A 14,117-nucleotide genomic window follows, 5' to 3' on the forward strand; every position below is an offset into this window, starting at 1 on the left:
CCGTTCAACCTTTTAATGAGTTTTTTAATAGCAAGATACCAGAAATTTCATATTATCAAGGGTATCTCGATTCCGTAAAGGCCGCAGAGTATGTGGAAGGAGTTATCAGAAAGTATCCATTCGTTGAGCAGGTCTATTTTTACGATATTAATATTACAAATTCAGATTCGATAGAAGCTGGAATTCGCTATAATCGACTTCTCATCTTTCCTAAAAACGTAATTTCTTTTCATCTAAACGAACAAAATAGATTTATTGCTCAGCCCAAACAAAGCGAAGAGACACGTGTGTTTGCAGACGATTTTAACAGTATGGTGTTAAAATTCGTAGGTTTTCTAGAACGCGTAACGGACTCAACAAGGATGTCAGATGATGATATATATAAAGTGTTTTATACGTTGAATGCTGGGAAAGTCACGTATATGAATATTCCACGGCTTGCCGATTTAATGACATACAAAAAGATGATGTCTTCGGAGGACATCCCTTCTGCGGAATACGACCAGGACATGTTTATGTTTTTCTTGAATCCGAGTAAAGTCCAAATTCAAAACGTTGTACCTAATCTGTATGAAAAGATAGAGATCTTACCGATAGTGTCAGGAAATGTAACTGATGAAAATTATTTTTTCCACACTGAGCTCGCGCTACCGGGATCATTATCCGATTACAAGTTGCAATATACGAGCTCCGAGAAATTTATTAATACCGAGATAAATAGACGTTTTCTGCCTGTAAGTCTAGGGATTTCGGTTATTTATTTGATATTAATTCTCATTGCATATTTAATATATAGAAACGTCACAATCAACGGTAGACTTTTTCAATTACAGTATGATTTTATTAATAATTTAACCCATGAATTTAAAACACCAGTAAGTGTAATTAAGATCGCGGGGAACAATATTCAAAGTTCGGAAAACCTGTCTAGCGGAGAACAACAAATGTATGGCAAGATTCTTGACCAAGAAGCAGACAAGTTGAACAGTTTGATGAATAAATTGCTGTCATTTGCACAGATAGAAAATAAGTCGATAAAGCCTTTGAAAGAGGAAATCGTAGTAGATGAGTTCTGTGCACCTATTTTCGCAGCGGTAAAATTGAAGTATCCTGATTTAAACTTTTCGTACCAAATAGATGTCCAAAACAATATGGTGGTTGACCCCACTTTATTGTTAAGTGTATTCCAAAATTTGATAGACAATGCCTATAAATATTCGGAACCGCAGCGGAAATCTCTGAATATTGATGTGCAACAAAACAAAAAAAATTTTGTTATTAAATTTAAAGATCAAGGAATTGGTATAAATAAGAAAGAATTTAGTAGTATTTTTAAAAAGTTTTATAGAGTTAAGAATCAATTTAATCAACAGGGAAGCATAGGCTTGGGATTAGCATTTTGCAAAGAGATTGTTGATTTCATGGGAGGAGATATAAAAGTAGAGAGTGTCCTAAATGAAGGAACGACATTTACATTGTTGCTCCCGATTGGTCCAAAAAAGAATTAGATTTTATTATGAATAAAGATATCACCATTGCAGTCGTGGAAGATGATGAAAATTTACGTTTTCTAGTGACACATCGTTTACTAACTGAAGGATATAAAGTTATCCAAGCTGCGAACGGTACCGAAGCTGAATCAATGATTTTGGAACAAAAGCCAGCGGTTGTACTCTTAGATTGGATGCTACCAGGTAAGGAGGGAATTGATGTTTGTGAATCCGTCCGTAAAACTGGTTTTGAAAATATTATCATTATGATGACCGCAAAATCACAAGATGTTGATAAGATTGATGCTTATAGCTATGGTGTTACCGATTATATTACAAAGCCGTTTAATATGGACGTACTTGTAGCAATGATTGAGAACAAAGTACGCTATTTCCTACCGAAAAATAACGACGTTTATACGTTTGGACAAACCGAGCATCACCCTAATATACATTCTTTAATACGGGACGGACGAAAAATAGAGCTTACAATTTTAGAGAATAGAATTTTATTATATTTCTTGCAGAACGTCGGTAAGGAAATTACGCGTGAAGAACTTATGGAGGTTGTGTGGGGTTATAGTTCGAATGTCAACACACGCACGCTCGATATGCATGTTGTGCGTTTGCGAAAAAAGATAGAGACAAATCCCGATAAACCCCACTACTTACAGACCGTACGGGGGTTAGGCTATAAATTTATTGATTCGGATCAGGAAGAATCCGACTAGAAATTTGCTTTTATGAAAGTTGATTGTTAACTTAGCATTCAACGTGCAAGACCATGTTGTCCGATAGAGGGGCAGTATGGTCTTGTCTTTTTTTTGATTTTTTTTTAAGAATAAAATAAGTAAAATAATATGGCAGAAGTAACGTATTACACACAGGAAGGTTTAGATAAGCTGAAGCAAGAGCTACAGCAATTGAAGACTGAAGGAAGAGCGAATATTGCAAAAGCAATCGCTGAGGCAAGAGATAAAGGTGATTTATCTGAAAATGCAGAGTATGACGCCGCAAAAGAGGCGCAAGGTTTACACGAAGCGAAGATCGCTAAATTGGAAGGGGTGCTTGCTAGTGCACGATTAATAGATGAGTCGCTATTGGATACGTCGAAGGTCTTGGCGTTATCGTATGTTAAGATAAAAAATAGAAAGAATAATGCTGTGATGACTTATCAGCTTGTGTCCGAGACAGAGGCTGATTTGAAATCAGGTAAGATTTCGGTTAAATCTCCAATCGCTCAAGGATTATTAGGTAAATCCGTTGGAGATATTGCTCAGGTTGAGGCTCCAGCGGGGGTGTTGGAGTTTGAGATTGTCGAAATTTCTCGTTAAAATGTAGTTAGGTTATGTGCGGTGATGCCATAACCGCACATAATTACTAGTGTACTTTAAGCGGCTGCAGAATTTATTATGCAGCCGCTTATTTTTTTTTGACATCAAAACGAGGGTATAACGTTGTTCTGTATGGGATCTACGCGATAATTTTTGTATTATTGCATGTCAGAATTTGAATGTAGGTATGATTTACTTGTAGACGAATTGAGTTATCCATAGAAGTAAATGATGGTTTTATTAATAGTAAGCTAGCGTTCTCTATAGAGACACTCCATTTTTCTGACAGTTAATAAAACTGTTTCTAAATAATAGATAAGATGTCAACAATTTTCTCAAAAATAGTATCCAACGAAATCCCAGCGTATAAGGTGGCGGAAAGTATTGATTATTTAGCATTTTTGGATGTTAATCCGTTAACCCGGGGTCATGTCTTAGTGATCCCTAAAAAGGAAACTGATTATATTTTCGACATTAATGATGATGAATATATGGGAATGTGGGTGTTTGCGAAGATTGTCGCACAAGGGATAAAGAAGGTGTTTCCTTGCCCTAAAGTGGGCGTTGCGGTTGTTGGGCTTGAGGTGTCACATGCACATATTCATCTAATTCCAATAAAAAATGTGGATGACATGAATTTTTCCAGACCGAAGCTTCAATTGCCAGCCGAAGAGATGGACTCTATTGCGGAAAAAATACGACTTGCGATTTCGGAAGTTACGAACGCAACCGGCGTATAATTGAGGAATATTATAAATACGAATACAACACCTACACATGTCATGGTAACAGACTGACATGATTAAAGATTTTGAGAGGGAAGAATTTCGCTTGTAGGGTCAGAGGATTTATTACGATTACAATATAGTTGCTCGTTTTGATTTTATAAACTCTCATGAGCATAATTGATTAACAAAAAAATATGCAAGATGTTTGGCTGTCGTTTCAGCAATTAATGGATCCCGAGTATCTATTAAGTCATGGAGGTTTTTACCTTGTTGTATTAATCGTCTTTGCGGAAACTGGATTGTTTTTTGGTTTTTTCCTTCCGGGGGATTACCTTTTGTTTTTGGCGGGGTTGTTTTGCGCGTTGGGTAAGATAGACGTCGATATCGTAACGATGTACTTTGGTATACTTGGAGCGGGAATTTTAGGGAATTTTGCAGGGTATTGGTTTGGTTATCGAACGGGGCCAGTGTTATTTAAACGAAAGGATTCACTGCTATTTAAACGTAAGTATGTAATAATGGCTGAGGAGTTTTATCAAAAATACGGGGGAACGGCTTTAGTTATTGGACGGTTTGTTCCTATTATTCGTACATTTGCACCAATATTTGCGGGTGTCGTGAAACTGGATTTCAAGAAATTCGTTATATATAATATCCTTGGAGCAATTTTGTGGGTTAGTTTATTGACCCTTACAGGTTATTTTCTTGGGATAGAGTTTCCTGCTATAATTAACTATGTGGAGTATATTATCGTTGCGCTAATTGCAATAGCATTTCTACCGATTGTTATAGCACTTTTAAAGCGTTGGCTAAAAAATAGAAAGAAAAACAAAACAAACAGTAATATTAATTAATGAGTAAACAACATCCTTGGCATCAGATAGCTCCTGGAAGCGATGTGCCAAATTCGGTTAATGCAATTATCGAAATTACGAATGGTTCTAAAGGGAAATATGAGTTAGATAAAGAGACTGGGCTTCTATTATTAGACCGTGTCTTAAGTTCTTCTGTCGTCTATCCCGCGAATTACGGTTTTATTCCACAAACATATTGTGGTGACAAAGACCCGCTTGATATTTTGGTTATATGTTCGGTAGATATTCTTCCTTTGACATTAGTTGAAGCCAAAGTTATTGGTGTAATGAACATGATCGATGGGGGGGAACAAGACGACAAAATCATCGCAGTCGCTAAGAATGATCCAATTTATAATTATATTAATGACATTGAACAGCTTGCTCCTCATGTGATGAAGGAGATTGTTCAATTTTTCGAAAGCTATAAAGCGCTCGAAAAGAAACATGTGATTGTGGATGGTATTCATGGCCCTGCACGTGCGAAAGAGATACTTTTAGAGAGTATTGAATTGTACAATCAAGAAATAAGAAATAAATAAGCTATACGATGGCTCTAGACCTTTTTTGGACTATATTTTTGGTTTTGGCCAATGGTTTCTTTGTCGCTGCCGAATTTGCAATTGTTAAAGTTCGTGCGTCGCAAATCGAGCTACACGCAAAATCAGGTGGCAAAGTCGCAAAAATAGCTAAAAATATAACGGAGCATCTCGATGGATATTTGGCTGCAACACAGCTTGGGATTACACTAGCTTCTCTTGCCTTAGGTTGGGTGGGAGAAGCTGTGATGACTGAAATCGTTCACAAGTTTTTTGGTTTGTTTAATCTCGAATTAACGGGTGTGGTTGCAAAGAACCTTGGGCACGTACTTGCTTTTAGTATTATAACCTTTCTGCATATCGTTTTTGGTGAACTTGCTCCAAAATCTATTGCCATTCAAAGACCTGTGGCAACGACGATGCGTATTGCAACAGCACTTCAATTTTTTTATTATATATTCAAGCCGATCATTTGGGTATTGAATGGGTTCGCAAATTTACTTTTGAGGCTTTTAGGTTTCGATGTGGCTGGCGGTGAATCAAATCACTCTTCAGAAGAATTGCAGTATTTGTTAGAAAAAGGGAAGGAAAGTGGTGCGTTGAACAATGCAGAGCACGAATTGATCAAGAATGTTTTTGATTTTAATGAACGAATTGTCAAAAATATTATGGTTCCACGTACAAGAATCGTGGCGATCGATATGACAGAAACGGCTGCAGAGTTTATTAACACGGTTACCGAAGAAGGCTATTCACGTATCCCAATTTACGATGATAATATAGATCAAATAGTAGGAATTGTACATACCAAAGACATTCTCCCGATTATTGTGAAAGGTAAGGAGGTCGTGTTAAAGGATATAATGCGTAAACCGTATTTCATACCTGAGTCGAAGAAAATTAACGATTTGATGACGGAGTTCCAGTTAAAGCGAATTCAAATTGCCATCGTTTTAGATGAATTTGGAGGGACGGCTGGAATGGTTACGCTCGAGGATATTGTTGAAGAGCTGGTGGGAGAAATTCAAGATGAATATGATGAAGAAACCCCAGTGGTTGAACGTATATCTGAGGTCGAATATATGGTTGATGCTGGCGCCAGCGTACACGATGCAAATAGTTATCTGCCACTTGAGCTTCCTGAAAGCTCGGACTATGATACTGTTGCTGGATTAGTAAGCCATTATTATGAGAAGATTCCTGATGTCGGAGAGGTTCGGGAAATGGGAGGATATATCTTCACAATTATAAAGAAGACACAACAAAATATTGAATTTGTCAAATTGGAACTAGTAGAGACACCTTTTGATGAACAAGATGAAGATTAGTCTATGCACCTCTTTTATACACCAACGATAGAGATACACCACAACCAGTTTGTTCTCAGTGAAGAAGAGAGCAAGCATGCAATTCGAGTTCTTCGCTTAGCCGTCGGAGACTCTTTGTATCTAGTCGACGGGCGAGGGGGGTGGTATACGGCTGAAATTTTAGACGCACATCCGAAAAGGACAACCTTGCATATTTCGGATGTTCAGCAAGATTACCAAAAATCACCTTATTATTTACATATTGCGATAGCTCCAACAAAGAATATTGACCGTATCGAGTGGTTTATCGAGAAAGCAACCGAGGTCGGAGTTCAGGAGATTACCCCAATTATTTGCGAGCATTCTGAACGAAAAGAAGTCAAAGTAGATCGTCTAGTAAAAGTTGCGGTTGCGGCAATGAAGCAATCTTTAAAAGCATACCTGCCTAAAATTAATCCACCCATTTCTTTTAGTCAATTTTTAAATAATGACTGCAAATCATCGGTTGAATATTATATTGCGCATTGTGCTGAAGGAGAGAAGTTTTATTTAAATGATGGTGCGAAGGTTGCAGGAAAGTATTTGATTTTAATTGGGCCCGAAGGCGATTTCTCAGAAAAAGAAATTCAGCGATGTCTTGATGCTGGGTATCGCCCGATATCGTTGGGAAACAGTCGACTTCGTACAGAAACAGCTGCTCTAACCAGCTGTCTAGAAATTTCAATAATAAATCGTTAAAGTCCCGTGGTATTACTTAATTAACACAGCATCGACAATCTGAATCTCTGCGTTACCTTTCAGGGGCTCTGGGTTGAATACCATTTTGCCTTTGACTTTAATGGGTTCTTCTGTGAATTTTATCGCATCATTTTTCATAAAAATCTCGACCATTGGGGGAATACCGTTTGAACCACAGAACATACATTGCATCACCGGTAGGACAGAAAGCATAAAAGTAGTGTGCGTTCGCCCGCTGTTTAACGGTACTAAATACCCCGGTAATTCGACAACCTTGTTTTCAAGGGCCTTTAAAACAGGTGGATAACTTGGTGTATAAACTTTCTTATTACCCTCGTTCGTAACTTTATACATCATCTTATCGATAGCCTCCCATGTACTATTCATCATCGGCGTGTGGTCTGGCACGTTCATCTCTGGGAACTGTGTGACTTGTGCATTAACATAGCCGAATGATAGGAAGCTTATTAATAGAGTAGTTATGTATGTTTTCATTTGATCGTTTTAATTTGTCGTTCTAAATATGTTATTTTTCTCCTAGTATAGTCGAAATAGAAGTTCTATAAGCCTTAATAGCTGGAATTAGCGCAGCAAGCATTCCTATTATACAAGCAGCCAAAATTAGTAATAATTCGGCTGTGTTGATTGATAGGACATTAATTATATCGACACTCTCGCTAGTTTGTTGGTTTACGATAAAAAGTGCTATATGACCAAGTAAAAGTCCTAAGATACTACCAATTAGTGTTATCACTAACCCTTCGACTACTACCAGCAGGAATAGTTTAGTTTTGGATGCACCGATTGAACGCATAACTGCGAGGTCGTATTTCCGTTCTTTTAGGGCATTATAAAGGCTAATGAATACGCTTAGACCGGCGATGAACATAATTACATAGGCTAATATCGCTAGTGAATCTAAGCCCACTCCTAAAAGGGAAAAGAGTCGACTACTTTCGATAGCTGGTGATGCTGCTTGCATATCGGTTGATTGATTTACTAATCTGGGTACGATTCCAATCGCCGCTGGAGATGCATATTTAATCAACAAAGCAGTCACTTCTTCACCTCGATCCTCTATCATGTTCGCGCCGATACTTTTAACGAAAACGGAAGGTCTTTCATCCACTAACACCTCTTGATCTTGTGTAGTATTATTATTGGAAGAGTCATGTTCGTGATGTTGGTGATTGGCCTCGTCGGTGTGTTCATGTTCATGATTGTGCTCTGATTCGTGCTTAATGCCGTGGACATCCCAAACGCTCTCTAAATTACAAAGGATAAGATTGTCAACAATAGAACCTGACGATTCTAAAACACCAACAATTTGAAAAGGGTGCTCATCATGGATATGTCCGTCTGCCGACAAACCATGTGCAGTATGGAAAGTGTCTCCTATTTTTAAACCTTGTTTTTGAGCAACTTCACTTCCGATTACTGCCTCGAACGGTTTGTTCCAAATAACACCATCTTTTAATTTAATTTCGTATAATTTTAGATAGTTAGGTTCTGTACCGATCAAACGATGTCCTTTATAATTATCACCCAAAGAAATTGGAACCGCAAGCTCGACAAATGGATTATCTCCCAATTTACGGGCTTCATTTAATGCGATGTTTCCTGTGGGATTATCTACGTGGTAGAGGGAACTTAAAATTAATTGTAAGGGACTGCCTTTAGCGCCCACGACCAAGTCAATATTCTTACTATTATTTGAAAGCTGTTTTTCAAAGCTATCTCCGGTAATATATATCACACATAGGATAGCTATTCCCAAGGCGGTCAAGAGTATACTTAAGAATGTTGAGCCGATTTGCTGACTAATGTTTTTCCAAACAAGTTGTATCGTATTCATGGTGGATTACAGTTGATAGGTGTTCGTGAATTGGTCTTTGATCCGCTTATCGTGTGTCGCTATGAGCAGGGTAGAACTATAATGTTTTGCGAGGTTAAAAAGTAGATGCAAAACAAGCTCCGTATTTTTATCATCAAGAGACGCAGTAGGTTCATCGGCTAAGAGAAGGCTCGGTCTGTTAATCAGCGCTCTTGCGATTGCAACGCGTTGTTTTTGACCGCGGCTGAGCTGGTTGGGGAAGGACGTCGCTTTGTCTTTTATTTGCAATTGATCTAATAGTTGGAATATTGCGTGTTCGTCAACTGGGAGTTTTGCTAGGCTCTGTGCGAGTTTTATATTCTCAACAACAGTAAGGTTGCGCAGTAGATGTGCTTCTTGAAAAATGAAACCCATATTTTTAGCACGATATGCATCCAAGCGGCTACTATTTAGAACGGCGATGTTTTGCCCCATTAAGATAACATCACCCGTTGATGGTTGTAGCAATCCACTTAACAAATGTAATAGCGTTGTCTTTCCAGTGCCCGAATCTCCTAAAAGTAGTGCATGCTGTCCTTTCTCAATGTGAATATTTGGGAAATTCAGATGTAATCCTTTTGGATACTTGTAGGTTAACTCTATAGACGAAAGTACCGTATCTGTCATAATCATGTTTTTAAGTATCGCAAATTAATAACAATAATACATATGTACGAATTTTAGATGTTACCGGAGCGATGTTAACGACGAAAATACCAAAGATTTGGTTTTTTGAGTTAAGTTAAGTGGGATATAAGAGCTTATTTTGGTTTGTTATAGGCCTTTATGCATTACTTAATATTAAGTTAATAATAAGGTATTTTTAAAATAATGATTACTTAACTCTTAATTAATACTATACATGAATCTTTGTAGCAGTAAAAACTAAGATTAAATTCAAATGAAAAAGATTTTATTTTCCGCATTTACAGTAGCAGCGTTAGGTTTTGTAACCAGTTGTTCCGACGATGATCCGGTGGGACCAGATGTTCCTCAGGGTGAAGACATTATTAAGACAGGTATCATCACTGAAAGCGAAACCTGGACAGCGAATAATATATATATACTCGATGGCCGCGTAGTTGTGGACGAGGGTACAACTTTAACAATTGAACCAGGTACCATTATCAAAGCAGAAGACGGACAGCTTTCAAACGCATCAGCATTAATAGTTGATCGTGGCGCTAAACTGGTCGCTAATGGTACTGCCGATAAGCCAATAATTTTTACATCGGTAAATGACGAGATTCAACCAGGAGAAACCGAAAGTGTAGGTTTAGAAGTTGAAGATGCTGGTCAATGGGGTGGAGTTATTGTATTAGGTAATGCACCTATTTCGGTTGCTGCATCAGGTGGAGTTGGGTATATTGAAGGTATTCCTGCGGGCTTGTCATATGGCGAGTATGGAGGTGAAGATGCCGCCGATAATTCAGGGTCATTAAAATATTTGTCAATCCGTTTCAGTGGTATTGCTCTCGAGCAAGATGCGGAAATTCAAGGTTTAACATTAGGAGGTGTTGGAAGTGGTACAACTATTGAAAATATCGAAATCTTTTCAAACAAAGATGATGGTATCGAATTTTTTGGTGGATCTGTAAATGTTAAAAATATATTGATTTACGGTCAAGAAGATGATGGTTTAGACGTCGACCAAGCGTATAGCGGTACTGTAGATAATGCGCTCGTGATTCAGACTGCAAATTCTGGAAGCGCTCTTGAGATTGACGGCCCAGAAGGTAATGCAGGTGGTTCGTTTACCTTCAAAAACTTGACGATCAATATGAATAATATCGGAGGCAAGCTAATTGGTGACTTCCGCGATGGCGCGACGGGCACTCTAGAAAATGTTTTTGTTTTTAATATTTCGGCTGATGGATCGACCGTTAATATCAATGATGAAAAATCAGTAGTTTCTTTAAATGGTGACAAGATCAAATTTAGTAATATCGAAGTGGTGTCTCCGGATGGCAAATCTATTTCTGATTTATTTACGACTAAAGGCGAGACAAGCCCTATCGTTGCTAAATTTACTGACAATGTGACAGCCGTAGTTTCAGGAAGTGAAACAGTAGGTGCTAACTTAACTGTTTTCGACTGGACGCTGTCTAAAAGCAAAAACCTTCTTTAACAATTATCAAAATGCTGATACTCTAAGCATTTTAGTAGAAAATCCATCTTCCAAATAGAGGTTTCTAATAGGAAGATGGATTTTGTACAAACACAAAAATACTCCATAACAAACAATACATTTAATGAACAATCGTTATTCTTTATTGCTATTGATCTTTATGCTTTTCCCTGTGTTTATTTTCGCTCAAAATGGACGGATTGCAGGTGTGATTAAAGATCAAGATACAAATTCGCCGTTAGCAGGCGTAAGCGTTTCTATTGTCGGTAGCACCAATGCCATCAGTTCCGACTTTGAAGGTGACTATGCTTTAGATATTACTCCAGGAACATACACTGTCCTTTTTAGCTATATAGGTTACCAATCAACTCAAATTACAGAGGTAAAAGTGGAACCTGAAAAATCTACGACGATTGACGTGATCTTAACGCCTTCCGCCGATCAACTTGAGGAAGTTGTTGTATCTGTATCAGCTAGGAAAAATACAGAGCAATCGATTCTTAACATGCAAAAAAATTCTGGGGTTGTGATGGACGGATTGTCTTCACAAGCTATAAAACGTTCTGGTGCCAGTAATATTGCCACAGCAGTACGTGTGGTTCCCGGTGTTTCAGTCCAAGATGGCAAATATTTGTACGTAAGGGGATTAGGTGATAGGTATACAAAATCAATTTTAAACGGCGTTGATATTCCGGGGTTGGACCCAGATAAAAATACTGTACAGATGGATATTTTTCCAACAGGTGTATTGGAAAACATTGTCGTCATGAAAACGGCATCTGCTGAATTACCCGCCGATTTTACCGGGGGGGTGGTAGACATTGTAACAAAAGACATTCCTTCACAAAAGCAAATTGGAGTATCTTTCTCTCTTGGATACAATCCAGCTATGCATTTCAAAGATAATTATGTTGGATACAGCGGAAGTGGTACGGATTATCTCGGTTTTGATAATGGAAACCGCAAACTCCCTATTGATGCTGGATATGATATCCCTTCGCCAACAAATAGTTCAAACCGTGAAACGTTAGAGTCTGTAACTCGTTCCTTTAACCCGTTAATGGGTGCGACGCGACGAACAAGTTTACCAGATCTTTCCTTGGGATTTGATTTCAGCAACCAATACGATGTATGGGGTAATAAGCTAGGGGTCATCGGTTTGTTAAACTATAAAAAGACGACAACTTTCTATGAAGGATACCAAAACGGTATATTCCAAAAGCCTAATCAAAATGATCCAAGTTCTGAATTACGCGCTGACCGTACCTCTGTAGGTGATTTAGGTAGCGAAGATGTATTGCTTTCGGGAATGTTAGGTTTGAACTACAAAACGGGCCGCTCAAAATATACTTTAAACCTTCTTCATATCCAAAATGGGGAATCTCGTGGTGCGATATATAACCAGACATCGCGTATTGCGAATTCGAACGAAACGTACCGTCAAATTTTGGACTACAGCCAGCGTTCTATATCAAATATCTTATTAAGTGGTAAGCACAGCAATGAGAATTCTGATTTTATTACCGAATGGAAGGTGTCACCTTCACTCGCTAAAGTTCGTGATAAAGACGTCCGCCAAACAACATTCGTATTAGATGGTAATAATAATTATATCATTAGTACTGACGCTGGTTTACCAGTTCGTATTTGGAGAGACCTAGACGAAGTCAATCTTGTCAACAAGATAGACTTTACTAAAAAAGCCCAGTGGTTTGGGCGTGAAACGTCTTTGAAGTTCGGTGGGCTTTATAGTTACAAACAACGTGACTATGGTATCAATAATTATACGATAAACTATAGAGCAAATGATCTTTCAAAACCTAATGGTGATCCAGACGCAATTTTAAACTCTGAAAATATCTATAGCGCAGAGACAAATTCGGGGTTTTATATGCAAGGTCAGTTTGAGGCTGCAAACACATTTGATGCTGCGCAACATACGGGTGCAGTGTATGCTTCAGCTGAATTTAAACCCTTTGAACGATTACGGACCATTATTGGTTTGCGGGGTGAACAATATACATCGTTTTTCACCGGCCAAAATATTGATAGATTGAAATACGATAATCAAAAAACTATTAACAAATTTGATTTATTTCCGTCACTTAATTTAATCTATTCGCCGATAACGAATCAAAATTTGCGAGCTTCATACTCACGTACAACTGCGAGACCTTCTTTTAAAGAGTTATCAGTTGTTCAAATTTATGATCCCTTGACAGATACAAGATTCCTAGGTAACATTGATCTTAAACCAACATATATCAATAATGCTGATATTCGTTATGAGATATTTGGGGAGCAATCACAAATGATCGCAATAAGTGCATTCTATAAAAATTTTAAAGACCCTATTGAGCTACAGGCATACTCGGATGAAGCTCCAGATAACATTACTCCTCGAAATGCTCCTAGTGCAAACGTCTTCGGATTTGAAGTGGAGGCGCGTAAAAATTTTGGATTTATCTCTGAAGGTTTAAAAGACTTAAGTTTAAACGCGAATGCCTCATTCGTAAAATCTGAGATCGATATGGGTGAAAATGAATACGACTCAAGAATGTCATTTGCTCGGGAAGGGGAAGTAATATCAAAAACTAGAGAATTACAAGGTCAATCTCCTTATCTTATTAATGCGGGGTTAAATTACAATAATTTAAACAACGGATTCGAAATAGGAGCGTTTTACAACGTCCAAGGAAAAACACTTGAAATTATTGGTTTCTCCAAGAATTCGGATGTTTATTCGAAGCCGTTTAACAGTTTAAATTTAAATGTTGCAAAAAAGCTAGGAGCGGATCTCAAAGGGGGGACAATCTCGTTTAAAGTTGATAATATGTTAGACAGCAAACGCATTAGCGTATATGAAGCATTTGGTGCAGCAGATCAAATTTATCAATCACGTAAACCACGTCGTACATTTAGCGTCGGGTATAGCTATAATTTCTAGTATTTAATTTATATTAAATTTTGGAGGAATCCTCGCAACTGCGAGGATTCCTTTTTTGTGTGCCCAGCATGGGCAATAACTCTAGGGTGTAAGTCCCGAACACGCCTTTACAGTGGGAAGTGTTAGCTTAAGACAAGGGTGTCCTCTGCGAGGAGGAATCTGAAGGAAGTCGGCGGCAA

13 protein-coding genes are annotated in these 14,117 nt (G+C 38.0%); 10 read left to right on the forward strand and 3 right to left on the reverse strand.

Annotated elements, in window-relative coordinates:
• From HP439_RS12470 to HP439_RS12505, 8 genes are all read left to right on the forward strand, one after another.
• Nucleotides 1–1,508: sensor histidine kinase (locus HP439_RS12470; protein WP_172390671.1), on the forward strand; the 1,508-nt coding region annotated here is incomplete at its 5' end.
• Between the two features lie 8 nt (nucleotides 1,509–1,516).
• Nucleotides 1,517–2,221: a response regulator transcription factor gene (locus HP439_RS12475; protein ID WP_172390672.1), complete on the forward strand. Its 705-nt coding sequence runs from the start codon at nucleotides 1,517–1,519 to the stop codon at nucleotides 2,219–2,221.
• Nucleotides 2,222–2,350: 129 nt separating this feature from the next.
• Nucleotides 2,351–2,824, forward strand: a complete 474-nt coding sequence (greA, locus tag HP439_RS12480) for a transcription elongation factor GreA (protein WP_172390673.1) — start codon at nucleotides 2,351–2,353, stop codon at nucleotides 2,822–2,824.
• 320 nt (nucleotides 2,825–3,144) lie between these two features.
• On the forward strand, nucleotides 3,145–3,564 hold the full coding sequence (locus tag HP439_RS12485; RefSeq protein WP_172390674.1) for an HIT family protein: 420 nt from the start codon (nucleotides 3,145–3,147) through the stop codon (nucleotides 3,562–3,564).
• 182 nt (nucleotides 3,565–3,746) lie between these two features.
• Nucleotides 3,747–4,406, forward strand: a complete 660-nt coding sequence (locus HP439_RS12490; protein WP_172390675.1) for a DedA family protein — start codon at nucleotides 3,747–3,749, stop codon at nucleotides 4,404–4,406.
• A complete protein-coding gene (locus HP439_RS12495) occupies nucleotides 4,406–4,948 on the forward strand; it encodes an inorganic diphosphatase (RefSeq protein ID WP_172390676.1) in 543 nt (180 codons plus the stop codon). The genes HP439_RS12490 and HP439_RS12495 overlap by 1 nt, the downstream gene beginning before the upstream one ends.
• Before the next feature lie 8 nt (nucleotides 4,949–4,956).
• Nucleotides 4,957–6,273, forward strand: coding sequence for a hemolysin family protein (locus tag HP439_RS12500; protein WP_172390677.1), 1,317 nt, complete (start codon nucleotides 4,957–4,959; stop codon nucleotides 6,271–6,273).
• Between the two features lie 3 nt (nucleotides 6,274–6,276).
• A complete protein-coding gene (locus HP439_RS12505; RefSeq protein WP_172390678.1) occupies nucleotides 6,277–6,990 on the forward strand; it encodes a 16S rRNA (uracil(1498)-N(3))-methyltransferase in 714 nt (237 codons plus the stop codon).
• A gap of 12 nt (nucleotides 6,991–7,002) precedes the next feature.
• On the opposite strand, the gene HP439_RS12510 is transcribed toward HP439_RS12505, so the two are convergent.
• From HP439_RS12510 to HP439_RS12520, 3 genes are read right to left on the reverse strand one after another with little or no spacing between them, the layout of a single operon-like run.
• Nucleotides 7,003–7,485 carry a hypothetical protein gene (locus tag HP439_RS12510; protein WP_172390679.1) on the reverse strand — a complete coding sequence of 161 codons (483 nt, stop codon included), beginning with the start codon at nucleotides 7,483–7,485 and terminating at the stop codon, nucleotides 7,003–7,005.
• 31 nt (nucleotides 7,486–7,516) lie between these two features.
• Nucleotides 7,517–8,845: an ABC transporter permease gene (locus HP439_RS12515; RefSeq protein ID WP_172390680.1), complete on the reverse strand. Its 1,329-nt coding sequence runs from the start codon at nucleotides 8,843–8,845 to the stop codon at nucleotides 7,517–7,519.
• 6 nt (nucleotides 8,846–8,851) lie between these two features.
• Nucleotides 8,852–9,490, reverse strand: a complete 639-nt coding sequence (locus HP439_RS12520; protein WP_172390681.1) for an ABC transporter ATP-binding protein — start codon at nucleotides 9,488–9,490, stop codon at nucleotides 8,852–8,854.
• Between the two features lie 274 nt (nucleotides 9,491–9,764).
• On the opposite strand from HP439_RS12520, the gene HP439_RS12525 reads away from it, so the two are divergent.
• Both HP439_RS12525 and HP439_RS12530 read left to right on the forward strand, forming a co-directional pair.
• Nucleotides 9,765–10,991 carry a hypothetical protein gene (locus HP439_RS12525; RefSeq protein ID WP_172390682.1) on the forward strand — a complete coding sequence of 409 codons (1,227 nt, stop codon included), beginning with the start codon at nucleotides 9,765–9,767 and terminating at the stop codon, nucleotides 10,989–10,991.
• 124 nt (nucleotides 10,992–11,115) lie between these two features.
• Nucleotides 11,116–13,938: a TonB-dependent receptor gene (locus tag HP439_RS12530; RefSeq protein WP_172390683.1), complete on the forward strand. Its 2,823-nt coding sequence runs from the start codon at nucleotides 11,116–11,118 to the stop codon at nucleotides 13,936–13,938.
• Nucleotides 13,939–14,117: the final 179 nt, after the last annotated feature.

Origin of the sequence: Sphingobacterium shayense (assembly GCF_013179575.1) — a bacterium.
In the GTDB taxonomy this organism is placed as follows: Bacteria; Bacteroidota; Bacteroidia; order Sphingobacteriales; family Sphingobacteriaceae; genus Sphingobacterium; species Sphingobacterium shayense.

What these genes read in the sequence shown, in the direction of transcription:
- HP439_RS12475 (WP_172390672.1), top strand. Translation starts at nt 1,517, where the DNA reads ATGAATAAAGATATCACCATTGCAGTCGTGGAAGATGATGAAAATTTA.
- greA (WP_172390673.1), top strand. Translation starts at nt 2,351, where the DNA reads ATGGCAGAAGTAACGTATTACACACAGGAAGGTTTAGATAAGCTGAAG.
- HP439_RS12485 (WP_172390674.1), top strand. Translation starts at nt 3,145, where the DNA reads ATGTCAACAATTTTCTCAAAAATAGTATCCAACGAAATCCCAGCGTAT.
- HP439_RS12490 (WP_172390675.1), top strand. Translation starts at nt 3,747, where the DNA reads ATGCAAGATGTTTGGCTGTCGTTTCAGCAATTAATGGATCCCGAGTAT.
- HP439_RS12495 (WP_172390676.1), top strand. Translation starts at nt 4,406, where the DNA reads ATGAGTAAACAACATCCTTGGCATCAGATAGCTCCTGGAAGCGATGTG.
- HP439_RS12500 (WP_172390677.1), top strand. Translation starts at nt 4,957, where the DNA reads ATGGCTCTAGACCTTTTTTGGACTATATTTTTGGTTTTGGCCAATGGT.
- HP439_RS12505 (WP_172390678.1), top strand. Translation starts at nt 6,277, where the DNA reads ATGCACCTCTTTTATACACCAACGATAGAGATACACCACAACCAGTTT.
- HP439_RS12510 (WP_172390679.1), bottom strand. Translation starts at nt 7,485, where the DNA reads ATGAAAACATACATAACTACTCTATTAATAAGCTTCCTATCATTCGGC.
- HP439_RS12515 (WP_172390680.1), bottom strand. Translation starts at nt 8,845, where the DNA reads ATGAATACGATACAACTTGTTTGGAAAAACATTAGTCAGCAAATCGGC.
- HP439_RS12520 (WP_172390681.1), bottom strand. Translation starts at nt 9,490, where the DNA reads ATGACAGATACGGTACTTTCGTCTATAGAGTTAACCTACAAGTATCCA.
- HP439_RS12525 (WP_172390682.1), top strand. Translation starts at nt 9,765, where the DNA reads ATGAAAAAGATTTTATTTTCCGCATTTACAGTAGCAGCGTTAGGTTTT.
- HP439_RS12530 (WP_172390683.1), top strand. Translation starts at nt 11,116, where the DNA reads ATGAACAATCGTTATTCTTTATTGCTATTGATCTTTATGCTTTTCCCT.